The organism is Streptomyces adustus, from assembly GCF_009377175.1.
GTDB classification, from domain to species: Bacteria; Actinomycetota; Actinomycetes; order Streptomycetales; family Streptomycetaceae; genus Streptomyces; species Streptomyces adustus.
The window spans coordinates 1-18354 of record NZ_VJZD01000194.1 but is presented as its reverse complement, the minus strand read 5'-3'; the positions used below and the strand labels follow the sequence as shown (position 1 = coordinate 18354).

Here is an 18354-nt window from a genome sequence, read left to right as displayed (position 1 = left end):
GGTCGCGGCGCTGGCGTACGGGGCGGCGGGGGTCGCCATGGGCACCCGGTTCCTGCTGACCTCGGACTCGACGGTGCCGGACGCGGTGAAGGCGCGGTATCTGGCGGCGACGGTGCGGGACGTGACGGTGACGCGCGCGGTGGACGGGCTGCCGCACCGCATGCTGCGTACGGAGCTGGTCGGGTCGCTGGAGGACGCGGGCCGGGCGCGGGCGCTGTTGCAGGCCCTGCGTAGGGCGGCGGCGTTCCGGAGGCTGTCCGGGCTGACCTGGCGGCGGATGGTCCGCGACGGTCTCGCGCTCAGACAGGGGCACGATCTGGCCTGGAGTCAGGTCCTGCTCGCGGCGAACACGCCGATGCTGCTGAGAGCGGCGATGGTGGACGGCCGCACGGACCTGGGGGTGATGGCGTCCGGGCAGGTCGCCGGGGTGATCGACGACCTGCCGTCGTGCGCGGAGCTGGTGGCGCGGATCATGAAGGAGGCGGAGGAGGTGCGGGAGCGGCTCACCGGCACACGCTGACCGGCACGGCCCGGGTGCGGGAGCGGCTCACGACCGGTCGCCGACCGGCACGGCCGAAGTGCGGGAGCGGCTCAGAGTCTCTCGATGATCGTCACGTTGGCCTGGCCCCCGCCCTCGCACATGGTCTGGAGGCCGTAGCGGGCGCCGGTGCGTTCCAGTTCGTGCAGCAGCGTGGTCATCAGTTTGGCGCCGGTGGCGCCCAGCGGGTGTCCCAGGGCTATCGCGCCGCCGTTGACGTTGACCTTCGCCGGGTCGGCGCCGGTCTCCTTGAGCCAGGCCAGGACCACCGGGGCGAAGGCCTCGTTGATCTCGACGAGGTCGATGTCGTCGATGGACAGGCCGGTCTTCTTCAGGGCGTGGGCGGTGGCCGGTATGGGCGCGGTCAGCATGCGGATCGGGTCCTCGCCGCGCACGGAGAGGTGGTGCACCCGCGCCCGGGGATGCAGTCCGTGTTCGCGCACCGCCCGCTCCGAGGCCAGCAGCAGGGCCGCGGCGCCGTCGGAGACCTGGGAGGAGCAGGCCGCGGTGACGGTGCCGCCGTCGATCACCGGCTTCAGCGCGGCCATCTTCTCCGCCGAGGTGTCCCGGCGCGGTCCCTCGTCGACGGCGACGTGTCCGTGCGGGGCGATCTCCCGCTCGAAGCGGCCCTCGTCGATGGCCCGCAGCGCGCGCCGGTGGGAGCGCAGCGCGAACTCCTCCTGTTCCTCCCGGTCGATACCCCACTTCGCGGCGATCATCTCGGCGCCGGCGAACTGGTTCACGGGCCGGTCGCCGTACCGGGCCCGCCAGCCCTCGCTGCCGGCGAAGGGGCCCTGGGTGAAGCCGAGCGGTTCGGCGGCCTGCCGGGTGGCGAAGGCGATGGGGATCTGGGACATGTTCTGCACGCCGCCGGCCACCACCAGGTCCTGGGTGCCGGAGAGCACGGCCTGGGCCGCGAAGTGCACGGCCTGCTGCGAGGAGCCGCACTGCCGGTCCACGGTCACGCCGGGCACCTCCTGGGGCAGTCCGGCCGCGAGCCAGGCGGTGCGGGCGATGTCCCCGGCCTGCGGGCCCACCGCGTCCAGGCAGCCGAAGACGACGTCGTCGACGGCGGCCGGGTCGAGCGCGGCGCGGGCGACGAGCTCCTTGAGCACATGGGCGCCCAGATCGGCCGGGTGCACGCCGCTGAGCCCTCCCCCGCGCCGTCCTACGGGTGTACGGACCGCTTCGACGATGTAGGCCTCGGCCATGGCGACTCCCCAGTGGTTCGCGTTGAGTGACGACGGATCACTTGCTGAGGTGCGTGCTGGGTCAGGGTGCGGTGGCGCCGCGCCGGGCCCGAAGCCCGGCTTGCGGCTTGCGGCTTGCGGCTTGCGGCTTGCGGCTTGCGGCTTGCGGCTTGCGGCTTGCGGCTTGCGGCTTGCGGCTTGCGGCTATGCCCGTACGGCGATCCCGTCGAGGACCATCGACAGGTACTGCCGGGCGATCTCCTCCGGGCTGTGCCGGCCGCCCGGCCGGTACCAGGACGCGGCGACCCAGACCGTGTCGCGGACGAACCGGTAGGTGAGCCGGACGTCGAGGTCGGCGCGGAAGACCCGGTCGGCGACCCCGCGCTCCAGCGTGGACAGCCACGCCTTCTCGAACCTGCGCTGCGACTCGGCGAGGAACGCGAACCGTTCCTGCGCCACGAGCTGCCGGGACTCCTTCTGGTAGATCGCGACGGCGGCGCGGTGCCGGTCGATCTCCCGGAACGACTCGGTGACCAGGGCCTCCAGGGTCTCGCGGGGGCCCAGATCAGCGGCCAGGACCGCGTCGTAGCCGCCCCAGAGCTCGTCGAGGAAGGTACGCAGGATCTCCTCCAGCATCGACTCCTTGGAGTCGAAGTGGTAGTAGAGGCTGCCCGCGAGCATGCCCGCGTGGTCGGCGATCTTGCGCACGGTGGTGGCGTTGTAGCCCTGTTCGGCGAAGACCTCGGCGGCAGTGTTGAGGAGTTCGCCGCGGCGGGCGGGGGCTGCGGTCACCTGGGGCTTCTTCTTGGTCGGCACGGATCCATTGTGATCGCTGCTCCTAGGGGTGCTGACTGCTGACGGAGACGACCTCCCCGGTGAGGTACGAGGAGTAGCCGGACGCCAGGAACACGATCACGTTGGCCACTTCCCAGGGTTCGGCGTACCGGCCGAAGGCCTCGCGGGCGGTGAGCTGCGCGAGCAGTTCGGGGGTCGTCACCCTGGCCAGGTGCGGGTGCATGGCGAGACTCGGTGCGACGGCGTTGACCCTGACCCCGTACTCGGCCGCCTCGACGGCCGCGCACCTGGTGAGGGCCATGACGCCGGCCTTGGCGGCGGCGTAGTGCGCCTGTCCGGCCTGGGCGCGCCAGCCGACGACGGAGGCGTTGTTGACGATCACCCCGCCCCGGCCGGTGTCCCGCATCGCGCGCAGGGCCGCCCGGGTGCAGCGGAACGTGCCGTTGAGTGTCACGTCCAGGACGCGCGACCACTGGGTGTCGGTCATGTCGACGAGGGGGGCGGTGCCGCCGAGTCCGGCGTTGTTGACGACGATGTCCAGGCGTCCGTGCCGGGCCGCGGCGGTGTCGAACAGGGTGCGCACCTGGGCCTCGTCGGTGACGTCGCAGGGCAGGGCGGTGACCGCGTGGGGGCCGAACTCCGCGGCGAGCGCGGCTTCGTGCTCCTTCAGCCGCCGGGCGTGGGCGTCGGAGATGACGACGTGTGCGCCCTCTTCCAGGAAGCGGCGTGCGGTCGCGCCGCCGATGCCGGTGCCCGCCGCCGCGGTGATGACGGCGCTGCGTCCGCGCAGCAGTCCGTGTCCGGGTTCGTATTCCGGACCGTCGACAGTCGGACGATCGACTGCCTGACCCTCGACGTCTGTCATGGGCCCACGCTAACCTACCAAACACTTGTTAGGGAAGAACGACGGGAGGGACGGCGACCGTGGACCTCACCCACTCTCCGGCCGACGAGGCCTTCCGCGCCGAGGCCCGCGCCTGGCTCGACGCGCATGTGCCGCGCACCCCGCTGCCGTCCCTGGAGACCGCGGAGGGCTTCGTGGCGCATCGCGCCTGGGAGGCCGAACTGGCCGCGGACCGCTGGTCGGTGGTCGACTGGCCGGCCCGGTACGGCGGCCGGGACGCGGGGCTGGTCCGCTGGCTGGTGTTCGAGGAGGAGTACTACGCGGCGGGCGCGCCGGGGCGCGTCAACCAGAACGGCATCAAGCTGCTCGCCCCGACCCTCTTCGAGCACGGGACCGAGGAGCAGCGGGCCCGGGTGCTGCCGCCCATGGCCCGCGGCGAGGTGGTCTGGGCGCAGGCCTGGTCGGAGCCGGAGGCGGGCTCGGACCTGGCGTCGCTGCGCTCGAAGGCGGTGCGCGCGGACGGCGGCTGGCTGTTGAGCGGGCAGAAGACGTGGTCGTCGCGGGCGGCGTTCGCGGACCGGGCGTTCGGCCTGTTCCGCAGCGAGCCGGACCTGCCGAGACCGCATCAGGGCTTGACGTGCCTGATGTTCGATCTCCGCGCGCCCGGGGTCACGGTGCGCCCGATCGGGCGGCTGGACGGCAGACCGGCGTTCGCGGAGGTGTTCCTGGACGAGGTGTTCGTCCCGGACGAGGACGTCGTCGGGGAGGCGGGGCAGGGCTGGCGGGTCGCGATGTCGACGGCCGCCGACGAGCGCGGGCTCACCCTGCGCTCCCCGGGCCGTTTCCTCGCCGCCGCCGACCGGCTGCTGGAGCTGTGGCGGGAGCGGGGCTGCCCGGCGCACGCGCGGGCCCGGGTCGCGGACGCGCTGATCGGCGCCCGCGCCCACCAGTTGTACACCTACGCGGCCGCGGCCCGCTTCCTGGACGGCGACCGGATCGGCCCGGAGGCCAGCGTGAACAAGGTCTTCTGGTCGGAGTACGACATCGCGCTGCACGAGACGGCTTTGGACCTGCTGGGCCCCGACGGCGAGGCGGCGGACTCCGACTGGTGCGAGCGCTATGTCTTCTCCCTCGCGGGCCCGATCTACGCGGGCACCAACGAGATCCAGCGCGACATCGTCGCCGAGCGGCTGCTCGGCCTGCCGAAGGGACGCCGCTGATGCGTTTCCTGCTCGACGCCGAGCAGCGGGAGTTCACGCGCTCGCTCGACGCGATGCTGACGGCCGCCGGGCCGCCCGAGGTGGCCCGGTCCTGGGGTCGTGGCGAGAGCGCCCGGGGCCGGGCGCTGTGGTCCCGGATCGCGCGGGCGGGGGTGTTCGCGCTCGCGGTGCCGCAGGAGTACGCGGGGCTGGGGCCGCACCCGGTGGAACTCGCGCTGGCCTTCGTGGAGTTGGGCAGGCACGCGGTGCCGGGCCCGCTGGTGGAGACGGTCGCGGTCGCGGTGCTGCTGGGCGGGTCGGAGCGGCCGGACCCGGCGAAGCGCTTCCTGCCGTCGCTGGCCGACGGCACCCTCACGGCCACGCTGTCGGCCGGACCGGACGGCTGTGCGCTGGACGGCGACACGGCGGACCTGCTGTTCGCGCTCGGGCCCGACGGCCTGCGTCTGGCCCCCGGCCACGGTCCGGTGCGCCCGTCCCTGGACCCGGTCCGCCGGCTCACTCCCCTGCTGCCGGGCGGGGAACTGCTCGACCCGCGGCCGCCGTGGGCGCGGGCCCTGCTGTGGGCCCGGCTGGCCACCGCCGCACAGGCCCTCGGCGTCGGCCTGGCGCTGCTGGAGCGGACGGTGGCCCATGTGGGGCGGCGTGTCCAGTTCGGTGTGCCGGTGGGCTCGTTCCAGGCGGTCAAGCACCGGCTGGCCGACGCCAGGATCGCCCTGGAGTTCGCCCGTCCCCTGGTGCTGGGCGCGGCGGTGACGATGGATCCGGCGGACGTGGCCGCGGCGAAGGTGAGCGCCTGCGAGGCGGCGTACGCCACGGCCCGTACAGCCTTGCAGTTGCACGGCGCGATCGGTTACACGGCGGAGTTCGACCTGTCCCTGTGGCTGGCCAAGGCCCGTGTCCTGCTCGCCGCCTGGGGCGGCCCGCAGGAGTGCCGGGACGTGGTGCTCAGTGGTGGTGGTCGCCCGCGGTGAGTTCCCGGTGCTCCTCGGGGGTGGGCTTCGGGATGTGCGTCCCGGGCCCGAACATCGCGCGGGCCAGCCGCTCCCGTACCCGCTGGGAGACCGTGACCGGCCGGCGCACCCCGCCCGCGTCGACGCGCGGCCCGATCTCGTACGGCGGATTCTGCTCGTGCTGGGTGAGGGTGAACAGCCGTCCCTGCGACAGGGGTTCGTGGACCTCGATGTACTCGCCGTGCGGCAGCATCCTGATCGTGCCGGTCTCCCTGCCGTGCAGCACGCTGTCCCGGTCGCGGCGCTGGAGGCCGAGGCAGATCCTCTTGGTCACGATGAAGGTGAGCACGGGCAGGACGAAGACGCCGATCCGCACGAACCAGGTGATCGCGTTGATGGACAGATGCAGATGGGTGGCGACGATGTCGTTGCCGCCGCCGATCAGCAGCACGCCGTAAAGGCTGAGCCAGGCCGCGCCGAGGCCGGTGCGCACGGGCATGTTGCGCGGCCGGTCCAGGATGTGGTGCTCGCGCCGGTCGCCGGTGATCCAGGCTTCCACGAAGGGGTAGACGCCGAGGGCGAGCAGGATCAGCGGGAAGAGCGAGAACGGGATGAGGACGCCCGGTACCAGGGTGTGTCCCCAGGCGTTGATCTCCCAGCCCGGCATCACCCGGATCAGCCCCTCGGAGAAGCCGAGGTACCAGTCGGGCTGGGCGCCGGTGGTGACCAGGTCGGGCCGGTAGGGGCCGAAGGCCCAGACGGGGTTGATGCTGGCGATGCCGCCCATGACGGCCAGCACGCCGAAGGTGAGGAAGAAGAAGCCGCCCGCCTTGGCCATGTAGACCGGCAGGAAGGGCATCCCGACGACCGACCTCTGGTCGCGGCCGGGGCCCGGATATTGGGTGTGCTTGTGGTAGAAGACCAGGATCAGGTGGGCCACCACCAGGCCGAGCATGATCCCGGGCAGCAGCAGGACATGGACCGGGAACAGCCGGGAGATGATGTCGTGCCCCGGGAACTCGCCGCCGAAGAGGAAGAACGAGATGTACGTCCCCACGACCGGGATGGACAGGATCGCGCCGTCGGCGAAGCGGATGCCGGTGCCGGAGAGCAGGTCGTCGGGGAGCGAGTAGCCGGTCAGACCGGTGAGGATGCCGAGCATCAACAGGGTCCAGCCGAAGAGCCAGTTGATCTCGCGCGGCTTGCGGAAGGCGCCGGTGAAGAACACCCGCATCATGTGCACGAGCATGCCGGTGACGAAGACCAGCGCCGCCCAGTGGTGGATCTGCCGGATCAGCAGCCCGCCGCGCACCTCGAAGCTGATGTCGAGGGTGGACGCGTAGGCCTTGGTCATCAGGACGCCGTTGAGAGGGGCGTACGGGCCGTGGTAGGCGACCTCGGCGCCGCTCGGTTCGAAGAACAGGGTGAGGTAGACCCCGGTGAGGATCAGGACGACGAAGCTGTAGAGGCAGACCTCGCCCAGCATGAAGGACCAGTGGTCTGGGAACACCTTGCGCATGTTGGCCTTGGCCAGCGCGTAGAGGCCGAGCCGTCCGTCGGCCCAGTCGGCGATCCTCTCACCCTTGCCGGACTCGCCACGGCGGGCCGAACTCACCGTCCCCGTCGCTTCGTTCACCGATCGTGCGCCGTCCATGTGCGGCCTCCCCCTCGGATCAACCTCAGGGTGGCACGGCGGTGCGCCCAAGCCAACCCGCCGGCCGTCGCGGTCGGTCGGCCACGGTGTGAGACCGCCCACGGCCGTGGGTCCGTACGAGCCGCGGGCGGCCCGAAGGTCAGTGGACGACGCCCAGGGCCCGGGCCGCCACGAGCCACTTCGGGAAGTCGCCCAGCAGCCGGTCGTAGAGCTCCGCGTCCGGGACCTTCCGGGGGTCCGCCCCCGCGTGGAAGAAGCCGGCGTTGTCGACCACCCGCTTGTCCGGCACGGCCAGTTCGTCGAGCTTGCGCAGATAGTCGAACTGCCGGCTGTCCGGGTCGCCGAACCCGACGAACTGCCAGAACAGCGGCAGTCTCGCCGCCTTGCACAGATAGCGTTCGGCGGCGAGCTTGTTGATCGGGCCGCCGTCGGTCTGGAAGACCACCAGGGCGGGGGCGGTGGAGCCGCTGTCGAGGTAGTGGTCGATCACGGCGTCCATCGCCAGGTGGTAACTGGTCTTGCCCATGTGGCCGAGTCCGGCCACGATCCGCTCGACGCGCCCCTGGTGGTCGTCGAGCGCGATGTCGGTGACGGCGTCGATGTCCGTGGAGAAGAAGACCACCGGGACCCGGCCGTCGTCGTCGAGGTGCGCGGACAGCCCGAGCACCCGGTCGGCGAGCGCCTGCACGCTGCCGTCCTTGTAGTACGGCTTCATCGAGCCGGAGTAGTCGACGACGAGGTAGACGGCGGCCCGCAGGCCTCCCAGTCCGTGCCGGTCGAGGGAAGTACCGGCCCGTTTGTACAGGTCGACCAGCGCGGGAGCGCTCTGCTGCACCTTGCTGAGACTGATCGCCGACATACGGACTCCCCCTCCGTTCGAACCGCTTCGTGCGAGGTTACGGCACCGCCGCCCCGGCTCCGTTTCGCGCCACAGCCGTTCGATAGTTTGTTCCCCGCCGTCCCCACCGGCTCGCTGCCCTTCCCACCCTTTTTCGAGGAGCCGACTGTGGAGTCCGAGTCCACCGTCACCACCTGCTACCGCCATCCCAAGGTGGAGTCCCACGTCCGCTGCACCCGCTGCGACCGCTACATCTGCCCGAACTGCATGCGGGAGGCCGCCGTCGGCCATCAGTGCGTGGAGTGCGTGAAGGCGGGCGCGCGTTCGGTGCGCCAGGCCCGCACGGCCTTCGGCGGCCGGATCACGGCCGTGCCACTGGTGACGTACGTCCTGATCGGGCTCAACGTGCTGGCCTACCTGGCCGAGTTGATACGCCCCGAGATCGTGGACCGGTTCGGGATGCTGGGCTCGGGGCTGGTGGACGCGGACGGCGGGCACTGGCTGTGGCAGTACCCGTACTCCTCGGACCTCACCGCGGAGGGGCTCGCGAACGGGGAGTGGTACCGGCTGCTTACCGGCGCGTTTCTCCATATGCCGGTCACCGAGGGCTCGTTCGGCATCCTGCACATCGTGATGAACATGGCGTGCCTGTGGAACCTCGGCCGCACGGTGGAGGGCCAGCTGGGCCGCGTCCGCTATCTCGCCCTGTACCTGCTGTCGGCGCTCGGCGGTTCGGTCCTCGTGCTGCTGATCGCGCCGGACGAGCTCACCGTCGGAGCGTCCGGTGCGATCTTCGGCCTGGGCGCCGCCTACTACGTCATGGCCCGTCGGCTGGGCGCCGACATGGAGTCCGTCAACCGGTTCATGATCGGCCTGCTGCTGTGGATGGCCCTCTCCGCAGGACTGACCTCCTGGCAGGGGCACCTCGGCGGTCTGCTGACGGGCGCGGTGGTGACCCTGGCCTACGCCTACGCGCCCCGCGACGGGCGGCGCGCGCTGGTGCAGGCCGGGGTGTGCGTGGCGCTGCTGGTCCTGCTGGCGGTGTGCGCCTGGGCGAAGGTCGCGCAGTTCACCGCGATCTGAGCGCGGACATGCGACGGCGCCTGCCCAGTTCCGGTCGGGGAGGCGGGCAGGCGCCGTCTGTGTTCCGTACGCCTTTGTACGGGACGTCTTTTACGGGATCCGTCGGATCCGTCAGACCATGAGCGAGCGGTCCGTCGGACGGATCGGGGCCGGCAGGTCGCTGGCGCCCGTCAGGAAGCGGTCGACGCCCCTGGCCGCCGAGCGACCCTCGGCGATCGCCCACACGATGAGGGACTGGCCGCGGCCGGCGTCACCGGCGACGAAGACGCCGGGCACGTTGGTCTGGAAGTCGGCGTCGCGGGCGACGTTGCCGCGCTCGTCGAGCTCCAGGCCGAACTGCTCCACCAGGCCGTTCTCCCGGTCGGTGCCGGTGAAGCCCATCGCCAGCGTCACCAGCTGGGCGGGGATCTTGCGCTCCGTGCCCGGCTTGGCGGTCAGCTTGCCGTCGACGAACTCCACCTCGGTCAGGTGCAGCCACTGGACGTTGCCGTCCTCGTCGCCCTCGAAGTGGGTGGTCGAGACGGAGTAGACGCGCTCGCCGCCCTCCTCGTGCGCGGAGGTGACCTTGTACAGCATGGGGAAGGTCGGCCAGGGCTGGGCGAGCGGGTGCCGCTCGTCGTTGGGCCGGGGCATGATCTCCAGCTGGGTGACGGAGGCCGCGCCCTGGCGGTGGGCGGTGCCCACGCAGTCGGCGCCGGTGTCGCCACCGCCGATGACCACGACGTGCTTGCCCTCGGCGGAGATCGGCGGCGCCACGAAGTCGCCCTCCTGGACCTTGTTGGCCAGGGGCAGGTACTCCATCGCCTGGTGGACGCCGTTGAGGTCACGGCCCGGGACCGGCAGGTCGCGGGCGGTGGTGGCGCCGGCGGCGATGACGACCGCGTCGTACCGCTTCTTCAGGTCGGTCGCCTTGAGGTCGACGCCGATCTCGACACCGGTACGGAAGCGGGTGCCCTCCGCGCGCATCTGCTCGATACGGCGGTTGATGTGCCGCTTCTCCATCTTGAACTCGGGGATGCCGTAGCGCAGCAGGCCGCCGATGCGGTCGGCGCGCTCGTACACGGCGACGGTGTGACCGGCCCGGGTGAGCTGCTGGGCGGCGGCCAGGCCCGCCGGGCCCGAGCCGATGACCGCGACGGTCTTGCCGGACAGGCGCTCCGGAGCCCGCGCGGCGACGTCACCGGTCTCCCACGCCTTGTCGATGATCGAGACCTCGACGTTCTTGATGGTGACGGCCGGCTGGTTGATGCCGAGCACACACGCCGACTCGCACGGAGCGGGGCACAGGCGGCCCGTGAACTCCGGGAAGTTGTTGGTGGCGTGCAGCCGGTCGGAGGCGGCGGCCCAGTCCTCGCGGTAGGCGTAGTCGTTCCACTCGGGGATCAGGTTCCCCAGCGGACAGCCGTTGTGGCAGAACGGGATGCCGCAGTCCATGCAGCGGCCGGCCTGCTTGCTGATGATCGGCAGCAGGGAGCCGGGGACGTAGACCTCGTTCCAGTCCTTCAGGCGCACCTCGACGGGACGGGACTTGGCGACCTCGCGGCCGTGGTTGAGAAAGCCCTTCGGATCAGCCATTGATCGCCGCCTCCATCATCTTCTCGGTGATCTCGGTCTCGGACAGACCGTCTCGCTCGGCGGCGTCCTTGGCGGCGAGCACTGCCTTGTAGGTGCTGGGGATGATCTTGCTGAAGCGGTTCACCGCGGTGTCCCACTCGGCGAGCAGCTTCTCGGCGACGGTGGAGCCGGTCTCCTCCTGGTGGCGGCGCACGACGTCGTGCAGCCACTGCCGGTCGGTGTCGTCGAGCGCCTCGACGGCGCTCACGCTGGTGACGTTGACGTTGTCGCGGTCGAGGTCGATCACGTAGGCGATGCCGCCGGACATGCCGGCCGCGAAGTTGCGGCCCGTCTCGCCGAGGACCACCGCGTGACCACCGGTCATGTACTCGCAGCCGTGGTCGCCCACGCCCTCGGAGACCACCAGCGCGCCGGAGTTGCGGACGCAGAACCGCTCGCCGGTGCGACCGCGCAGGAACAGTTCGCCGCCGGTGGCGCCGTAGGCGATGGTGTTGCCCGCGATCGTCGAGTACTCGGCGAGATGGTCGGCGCCCCGGTCCGGGCGGACGACCACGCGGCCGCCGGACAGGCCCTTGCCGACGTAGTCGTTGGCGTCGCCCTCCAGGCGCAGCGTGACGCCGCGCGGCAGGAAGGCGCCGAAGGACTGGCCCGCCGAGCCGGTGAAGGTGATGTCGATGGTGTCGTCGGGCAGGCCCGCGCCGCCGAACTTCTTCGTCACCTCGTGGCCGAGCATGGTGCCGACCGTGCGGTTGATGTTGCGGATCGCGACCTGGGCGCGGACCGGCTGGGCGTCGGTCGCGGAGTTCGCGGCCAGCGCGTCGGCGGCGAGCTTGATCAGCTCGTTGTCGAGCGCCTTCGCCAGACCGTGGTCCTGCTCGACGACCTGGTGGCGCACCGCGCCCTCGGGCAGCTCGGGCACGTGGAAGAGCGGGGCCAGGTCCAGGCCCTGGGCCTTCCAGTGGTCGACGGCGCGGGTGACGTCGAGCGCCTCGGCGTGGCCGACGGCCTCCTGGATGGAGCGGAAGCCCAGCTCGGCGAGGATCTCGCGGACCTCCTCGGCGATGAACTTGAAGAAGTTCACGACGTACTCGGCCTTGCCGGCGAACCGCTCGCGCAGCTGCGGGTTCTGGGTGGCGATGCCGACCGGGCAGGTGTCCAGGTGGCAGACGCGCATCATGACGCAGCCGGAGACGACGAGCGGAGCGGTCGCGAAACCGAACTCCTCGGCGCCCAGCAGCGCGGCGATGACGACGTCGCGGCCGGTCTTGAGCTGGCCGTCGGTCTGCACGACGATGCGGTCGCGCAGGCCGTTGAGCAGCAGGGTCTGCTGGGTCTCGGCGAGGCCGAGCTCCCAGGGGCCGCCCGCGTGCTTGAGCGAGGTCAGCGGGGAGGCACCGGTGCCGCCGTCGTGACCGGAGATGAGGACCACGTCCGCGTGCGCCTTGGACACACCCGCCGCGACCGTGCCGACGCCGACCTCGGAGACCAGCTTCACGTGGATCCGCGCGACCGGGTTGGCGTTCTTGAGGTCGTGGATCAGCTGAGCCAGGTCCTCGATGGAGTAGATGTCGTGGTGCGGCGGCGGGGAGATCAGGCCGACACCGGGGGTGCTGTGCCGGGTCTTGGCCACCCACGGGTAGACCTTGTGGCCGGGCAGCTGGCCGCCCTCGCCGGGCTTGGCGCCCTGGGCCATCTTGATCTGGATGTCGTCGGCGTTGACGAGGTACTCGGAGGTGACGCCGAAGCGGCCGGAGGCGACCTGCTTGATCGACGAGCGGCGCGCCGGGTCGTACAGCCGGTCCGGGTCCTCGCCGCCCTCACCGGTGTTGGACTTGCCGCCCAGCTGGTTCATGGCGATGGCGAGGGTCTCGTGCGCCTCCTTGGAGATGGAGCCGTACGACATGGCGCCGGTGGAGAAACGCTTGACGATCTCGCTGACCGGCTCGACCTCGTCGACGGGGATCGACGGGCGGTCGGAGGTGAAGCCGAACAGGCCGCGCAGCGTCATCAGCCGCTCGGACTGCTCGTTCACGCGGTCCGTGTACTTCTTGAAGATGTCGTAGCGCGCGGTGCGCGTGGAGTGCTGGAGGCGGAAGACCGTCTCCGGGTCGAACAGGTGCGGTTCGCCCTCGCGGCGCCACTGGTACTCGCCGCCGATCTCCAGGGCGCGGTGGGCGGGCGCGATGCCGCTGGCCGGGTACGCCTTGGCGTGGCGGGCGGCGACCTCCTTGGCGACGACGTCGATGCCGACGCCGCCGATCTTGGTGGCGGTGCCGTTGAAGTACTTCTCCACGAAGGCGCTGTCGAGACCGACGGCCTCGAAGACCTGGGCGCCGCGGTAGGAGGCGACGGTGGAGATGCCCATCTTGGACATGACCTTCAGGACGCCCTTGCCGAGCGCGTAGATCAGGTTGCGGATGGCCTGCTCGGGCTCGATGTCCGACAGGAAGGTGCCCGCGCGGACGAGGTCCTCGACGGACTCCATCGCCAGGTAGGGGTTGACCGCCGCGGCGCCGAAACCGATGAGCAGGGCGACGTGGTGGACCTCGCGGACGTCGCCGGCCTCGACCAGCAGGCCCACGCGGGTGCGCTGCTTGGTGCGGATGAGGTGGTGGTGCACGGCCGCGGTGAGCAGCAGCGACGGGATCGGCGCGTGCTCGGCGTCGGAGTGACGGTCCGACAGGACGATCAGGCCGGCGCCGTTCTCGATGGCGGCGTCGGTCTCGGCACAGATGTCGTCGATGCGCGCGGCGAGGGCGTCACCGCCGCCGGAGACCCGGTACAGGCCGGACAGCGTCGCGGCCTTGAAGCCGGGCAGGTCGCCGTCGGCGTTGATGTGGATGAGCTTGGCCAGCTCGTCGTTGTCGATGACCGGGAAGGGCAGCAGGACGCTGCGACAGGACGCGGCGACCGGGTCGAGCAGGTTGCCGGAGGGGCCGAGGGAGGAGCGCAGCGAGGTGACGAGCTCCTCGCGGATGGCGTCCAGCGGCGGGTTGGTGACCTGCGCGAACAGCTGGGTGAAGTAGTCGAAGAGCAGGCGCGGGCGCTCGCTCAGCGCGGCGATCGGCGAGTCGGTGCCCATCGAACCGATCGGCTCGGCGGCCGCCTTGGCCATCGGGGCGAGGATGACGCGCAGCTCTTCCTCGGTGTAGCCGAAGGTCTGCTGGCGGCGGGTGACCGAGGCGTGGGTGTGGACGATGTGCTCGCGCTCGGGCAGGTCGCCCAGCTCGATCTCACCGGCCTCCAGCCACTCGGCGTACGGCTGCTCGGCGGCGAGGCCGGCCTTGATCTCGTCGTCCTCGATGATGCGGTGCTCGACGGTGTCGACGAGGAACATCTTGCCGGGCTGGAGGCGGCCCTTGCGGACGACCTTCGCGGGGTCGATGTCGAGGACGCCGACTTCGGAGCCGAGGACGACGAGGCCCTCGTCGGTGACCCAGTAGCGGCCGGGGCGCAGACCGTTGCGGTCGAGCACGGCGCCGACCTGGGTGCCGTCGGTGAAGGTGACACAGGCCGGACCGTCCCAGGGCTCCATCATCGTGGAGTGGAACTGGTAGAAGGCGCGCCGGGCCGGGTCCATCGAGTCGTGGTTCTCCCACGCCTCCGGGATCATCATCAGCACGGAGTGCGGCAGCGAACGGCCGCCGAGGTGCAGCAGTTCGAGGACCTCGTCGAAGGACGCGGAGTCGGAGGCGTCCGGGGTGCACACCGGGAAGATCCGGTCGAGCTCGCGGTCGCCGAACAGGTCGGAGACGAGCTGCGACTCCCGGGCCTGCATCCAGTTGCGGTTGCCCTTGACGGTGTTGATCTCACCGTTGTGCGCGACGAAGCGGTACGGGTGCGCCAGCGGCCACGAGGGGAAGGTGTTCGTGGAGAAGCGCGAGTGGACGAGCGCGATCGCGGAGGCGAAGCGGCGGTCGGACAGGTCCGGGAAGAAGGGCTCCAGCTGACCGGTGGTCAGCATGCCCTTGTAGACGATCGTGCGGGCGGAGAGGGAGGGGAAGTAGACCCCCGCCTCGCGCTCGGCGCGCTTGCGCAGCACGAAGGCCGTGCGGTCGAGCTCGATGCCCTTCCGGTCGTCTCCGCCGGAGACGAAGATCTGCCGGAAGGCGGGCATCGTCGAACGGGCGGTGGCGCCCAGCAGCGCGGGGGCGACGGGGACCTCGCGCCAGCCGAGGACCGTGAGGCCCTCCTCGGCGGCGATCGCCTCGATGCGCGCGACGACCTCGTCGGTGCCGTCCTCCGGGAGGAAGGCGATGCCGACGGCGTATCCGCCGGCCTCGGGGAGCTCGAAGCCGGCCACCTCGCGGAAGAAGGCGTCCGGGACCTGCGAGAGGATGCCCGCGCCGTCACCCGAGTCGGGCTCGGAGCCGGTGGCGCCTCGGTGTTCGAGGTTGCGCAGCACCGTGAGGGCCTGCTCGACCAGCGCATGGCTCGCCTCGCCGGTGAGGGTGGCCACGAAACCGACGCCACAGGCGTCCTTTTCGTTGCGGGGGTCGTACATACCCTGCGCAGCAGGGCGAGCATCCATGAAGGACCAGTTCTGGCCATTCGTGGAATGCTGGGACGGCTGGCGCGGCGTACGCATCGGCTCTCCCGTCGTCGTCAAGTGGCATGTGAGGGTGCCGAGGGACGACGTTGGCCCTCTGCTGAGTGTGTTCAAAATTTCGTGCAGGTTACATGATGGAGCGATTCCCGGGAACCGGATACTCCGTTCCAACATGCGGACGCCACGGTGGCGCGGCGGGGTACGCGCACGGTGGCGAGAAGTATGTGGTGACCGAGCGGAGCAGATCGGTGTCCGTCGGTCCAAAAGGGGGCGGAGAGAGCGTCTTCGCCCACTCCACCGGCACGCCGTGAGCCTCGTTGCTCCAGCGCTTACGGCTCATGCCCAGTGGTTAAGCATTCGAAACCAGCGAGTAACGGTTACTTATGCGGCCCAACGCATAAGTTCCATCCGCACTATCCTACGGCCGTTCCGAACAGGCTGCCCAGGGCGTACGTCACACCGGCCGCCGCACCGCCCAGCGCGAGCTGCCGCAGACCGCTGTACCACCAGGACCGCGCCGTCACCCTGGCCACCACGGCACCGCAGCCGAAGAGCCCGAACAGGGCGAGCAGCACCGCCGGCCACAGCACGGTGGCGCCGAGCAGATACGGCAGGACCGGCAGCAGGGCGCCCAGGGCGAAGGCGCCGAAGCTCGACACGGCGGCGACCAGCGGCGAGGGCAGGTCACCCGGGTCGATGCCCAGCTCCTCGCGGGCGTGGATCTCCAGCGCCTGCTCGGGGTCGCGCGAGAGCTGCCGAGCCACCTCCCGGGCCAGTGCGGGCTCGACGCCCCGCGCCTCGTAGAGCGCCGCGAGCTCGGCCTCCTCGTCCTGCGGGTGCTTCCTCAACTCCCGCCGCTCCACGTCCAGTTCGGCCTCGACGAGTTCACGCTGCGAGGCGACGGAGGTGTACTCGCCCGCCGCCATGGAGAAGGCGCCGGCGGCCAGGCCCGCGAGCCCGGTCAGCACGATGGTGTTCTGACCGACGGCCCCACCCGCGACACCGGTCATCAGCGCCAGGTTCGAGACCAGACCGTCCATCGCGCCGAACACGGCGGGGCGCAGCCAGCCGCCGTTCACATCGCGGTGCGTGTGGTTGTCGCGGTGCGCCTCGTGCAGCGTCGCCTCGGTGTCGATGATCGCCATGAAGGCCCCCCAGGAAGCTTAGGCAAAGCTAACTTTAGATTGAATCCACTTTTTGACAACACTGAGACTACGTCGTGAAATTCCCCGCCACCAGCAAGGGAAGGCTGCGCTAACCTGCGGTTTTACCGTCGTACGCTCATCCGTGTTGACCTCTGCACAGATGTCGACCGGGTGATGCTGGGTTCTCCGAGGCTCTGCCGAGTCCCTCGGGTGGGACATATCCGCAAAGGGTTCCGCGCCCTGGTCGGAGCCCCCGGAGGAGAGGCCTCGTATGCCATCCACCGCCTGCATTCCCCCGGTCCCGGCGCCCGGCGACACCGCCGACCTGCGCGACCGGGCCCGAGGCGCCCTGCTGGGCCTGGCTGTCGGCGACGCGCTCGGCGCACCGGCCGAGAACATGAAACCGTCCGAGATCCGCGCCCGCTGGGGCCGTATCGAGGGCTACGTCGCCGAGAGACCGGCCGGTACCGACGACACCGAGTACGCGATCTTCTCCGGACTGCTGCTGGCCCGGCACGGCGGTGCGCTCACCCCGGCCCATGTGGAGGCGGCCTGGCATGTGTGGATCGCGGACCGGGCGGAGGGCCCCTTCCGGGGCGCCGGGTTCAGCGAACGCGGCACGCTGGAGAACCTGCGCCGCGGCCTCGCCGCCCCCATCTCCGCCCAGCACCGCCACGCCTGGAGCGACGGCCTCGCCATGCGCGCGGCCCCCTTCGGGGTGTTCGCCGCGGGCCGCCCGGCCGAGGCGGCCCGGCTGGTGGCCATCGACGGCTCGGTCAGCCACGAGGGCGAGGGCATCTACGGCGGCCAGGCGGTGGCCGCCGGGGTCGCCGCGGCCATGGCGGGCGCCCCGCCGACCGCGGTCGTCGCCGCCGCCCTCGCGGTGGTCCCCGACGACTCCTGGACGGCCCGCTCCCTGCGCCGCGCGGTGACCGTGGCCCACCGCGGCGAACGCGCGGTCCGCTCCGCCGTCGTCATCGGCGGCTACCCCTGGACCGACCTGGCCCCCGAGGCGGTCGCCCTCGCCTTCGGCGCGTACGCGGCGGCCGACGGCGACTTCCGGGACGCGGTGCTGACCGCGGTCAACATGGGGCGCGACGCCGACACCACGGCCGCGGTGGCGGGCGCGCTGGCGGGCGCGACCCAGGGGGAGTACGCCATCCCGGCGGAGTGGGCTGCCGCGATCGGCCCGGCCCGCGGAAGCTGCCTGCCGTCCATGGCCGGCCACCACGTCCTGGACGTGGCGGAGCTCCTGACCCCGGGCGAGGGCGACAAATGGAACCCGACCGGCCCGGCCACCGCCCGACACCCCGCGCCCACGCCCGCCCACGCCCACGCCCACGCACCGGAACGCCCGGGATGGCCGGAAGCCGCGGGACGGCCGGGGCCCGGTACCGGACCCGGCAGGAACTCCGCGGGACAGAGCATGCCCACACGCGAACCCGAGCCCACAGGCCGACCGGAACCCGCACGACGACCGGAGCCCGGACGCGAACCGGAGCCCGCACGGCAGCCGGGCCCCGCACGGCGAGCAAAACCCGCAGCAGGACGACCGGGCCCCGCACGCGAACCGGAGCCCGCACGGCAGATGGACCCCGCACCGCAGCCGGGCGCCGGACGCGACCCGGAGCACGCGCGGCGGACGGACCCCGCACCGCACCCCGCCCCCGCAGGTCGGTCCGGGCCCGGGTGGAAACCGGACCCTGTGCGGCCGCCCGAACCCGCACGGTCGCCCGAGCCCGTGCGGTCGCCCGAACCCGTGCGGCGGCCGGAGCGGGTGCGGCCCAGGCTGCGGCGGGCGGTGCTGGGCGGTCGGTTGTCGGCCGCCGCCGTGCCGGGCGCCCCCACGGCGTCCGAAGGCCGCACCCCCGCCCCGGGTGCCGACACCCCGCAGGTGCGGTCATGACGCCGCCGGCCCCCTGGGACGACGGCCCCGACACGGGGGCCGCCGGGCACACCGTCGGCGTGGCCAC

At 71.6% G+C, this 18354-nt stretch carries 12 protein-coding genes and 1 pseudogene; 5 read left to right on the top strand and 8 right to left on the bottom strand.

Features of this window, described 5'->3' with window-relative positions; translation table 11 throughout:
• The coding region (locus FNH09_RS33925) for an NAD(P)H-dependent flavin oxidoreductase (RefSeq protein WP_202919811.1) at positions 1-520 on the top strand (520 nt) is incomplete at its 5' end.
• 71 nt (positions 521-591) lie between these two features.
• Here FNH09_RS33925 and FNH09_RS33920 read toward each other — a convergent pair.
• The 3 genes from FNH09_RS33920 to FNH09_RS33910 form a co-directional block, all read right to left on the bottom strand.
• Entirely contained in the window at positions 592-1749 is a 1158-nt protein-coding gene (locus FNH09_RS33920; RefSeq protein WP_152893738.1) for an acetyl-CoA C-acetyltransferase, read from the bottom strand.
• Between the two features lie 183 nt (positions 1750-1932).
• Positions 1933-2544 (bottom strand): TetR-type transcription factor C-terminal domain-containing protein, encoded by a 612-nt coding sequence (locus FNH09_RS33915; RefSeq protein WP_162469508.1) that lies wholly within the window; start codon positions 2542-2544, stop codon positions 1933-1935.
• 22 nt (positions 2545-2566) lie between these two features.
• A complete protein-coding gene (locus FNH09_RS33910) occupies positions 2567-3388 on the bottom strand; it encodes an SDR family oxidoreductase (RefSeq protein WP_152893737.1) in 822 nt (273 codons plus the stop codon).
• Positions 3389-3447: 59 nt separating this feature from the next.
• Here FNH09_RS33910 and FNH09_RS33905 point away from each other — a divergent pair, with 59 nt between their 5' ends.
• On the top strand, positions 3448-4587 hold the full coding sequence (locus FNH09_RS33905) for an acyl-CoA dehydrogenase family protein (RefSeq protein WP_162469507.1): 1140 nt from the start codon (positions 3448-3450) through the stop codon (positions 4585-4587).
• Entirely contained in the window at positions 4587-5558 is a 972-nt protein-coding gene (locus FNH09_RS33900) for an acyl-CoA dehydrogenase family protein (RefSeq protein WP_152893736.1), read from the top strand. Before FNH09_RS33905 ends, FNH09_RS33900 begins: the two co-directional genes overlap by 1 nt.
• Here FNH09_RS33900 and qcrB read toward each other — a convergent pair.
• Entirely contained in the window at positions 5533-7191 is a 1659-nt protein-coding gene (gene qcrB / locus FNH09_RS33895; RefSeq protein WP_152893735.1) for a cytochrome bc1 complex cytochrome b subunit, read from the bottom strand. The two genes, FNH09_RS33900 and qcrB, sit on opposite strands and share 26 nt — an antisense overlap.
• 139 nt (positions 7192-7330) lie before the next feature.
• Positions 7331-8050, bottom strand: coding sequence for a vWA domain-containing protein (locus tag FNH09_RS33890; RefSeq protein WP_152893734.1), 720 nt, complete (start codon positions 8048-8050; stop codon positions 7331-7333).
• 147 nt (positions 8051-8197) lie between these two features.
• On the opposite strand from FNH09_RS33890, the gene FNH09_RS33885 reads away from it, so the two are divergent.
• Positions 8198-9112: a rhomboid family intramembrane serine protease gene (locus FNH09_RS33885; RefSeq protein ID WP_162469506.1), complete on the top strand. Its 915-nt coding sequence runs from the start codon at positions 8198-8200 to the stop codon at positions 9110-9112.
• Positions 9113-9223: 111 nt separating this feature from the next.
• Here FNH09_RS33885 and FNH09_RS33880 read toward each other — a convergent pair whose 3' ends face one another.
• The 3 genes from FNH09_RS33880 to FNH09_RS33870 all read right to left on the bottom strand — a co-directional run bounded on the left by FNH09_RS33880 (position 9224) and on the right by FNH09_RS33870 (position 16381).
• Positions 9224-10687, bottom strand: coding sequence for a glutamate synthase subunit beta (locus FNH09_RS33880; RefSeq protein WP_152893733.1), 1464 nt, complete (start codon positions 10685-10687; stop codon positions 9224-9226).
• Positions 10680-15275, bottom strand: a complete 4596-nt coding sequence (gene gltB, locus FNH09_RS33875; RefSeq protein WP_152893732.1) for a glutamate synthase large subunit — start codon at positions 15273-15275, stop codon at positions 10680-10682. The genes FNH09_RS33880 and gltB overlap by 8 nt, the downstream gene beginning before the upstream one ends.
• Before the next feature lie 374 nt (positions 15276-15649).
• Entirely contained in the window at positions 15650-16381 is a 732-nt protein-coding gene (locus FNH09_RS33870) for a VIT1/CCC1 transporter family protein (RefSeq protein WP_152893731.1), read from the bottom strand.
• 271 nt (positions 16382-16652) lie between these two features.
• Between FNH09_RS33870 and FNH09_RS33865 the strand changes: the two are divergent.
• Positions 16653-17672, top strand: a pseudogene (locus FNH09_RS33865) (ADP-ribosylglycohydrolase family protein); the annotation flags it as partial.
• Between the last annotated feature and the right edge of the window lie 682 nt (positions 17673-18354).

Excerpts from the sequence above, each read along its gene's own strand:
- FNH09_RS33870 (WP_152893731.1), bottom strand. The coding sequence starts at position 16,381 with ATGGCGATCATCGACACCGAGGCGACGCTGCACGAGGCGCACCGCGAC.
- FNH09_RS33890 (WP_152893734.1), bottom strand. The coding sequence starts at position 8,050 with ATGTCGGCGATCAGTCTCAGCAAGGTGCAGCAGAGCGCTCCCGCGCTG.
- FNH09_RS33880 (WP_152893733.1), bottom strand. The coding sequence starts at position 10,687 with ATGGCTGATCCGAAGGGCTTTCTCAACCACGGCCGCGAGGTCGCCAAG.
- qcrB (WP_152893735.1), bottom strand. The coding sequence starts at position 7,191 with ATGGACGGCGCACGATCGGTGAACGAAGCGACGGGGACGGTGAGTTCG.
- FNH09_RS33910 (WP_152893737.1), bottom strand. The coding sequence starts at position 3,388 with ATGACAGACGTCGAGGGTCAGGCAGTCGATCGTCCGACTGTCGACGGT.
- FNH09_RS33920 (WP_152893738.1), bottom strand. The coding sequence starts at position 1,749 with ATGGCCGAGGCCTACATCGTCGAAGCGGTCCGTACACCCGTAGGACGG.
- FNH09_RS33900 (WP_152893736.1), top strand. The coding sequence starts at position 4,587 with ATGCGTTTCCTGCTCGACGCCGAGCAGCGGGAGTTCACGCGCTCGCTC.
- gltB (WP_152893732.1), bottom strand. The coding sequence starts at position 15,275 with ATGCGTACGCCGCGCCAGCCGTCCCAGCATTCCACGAATGGCCAGAAC.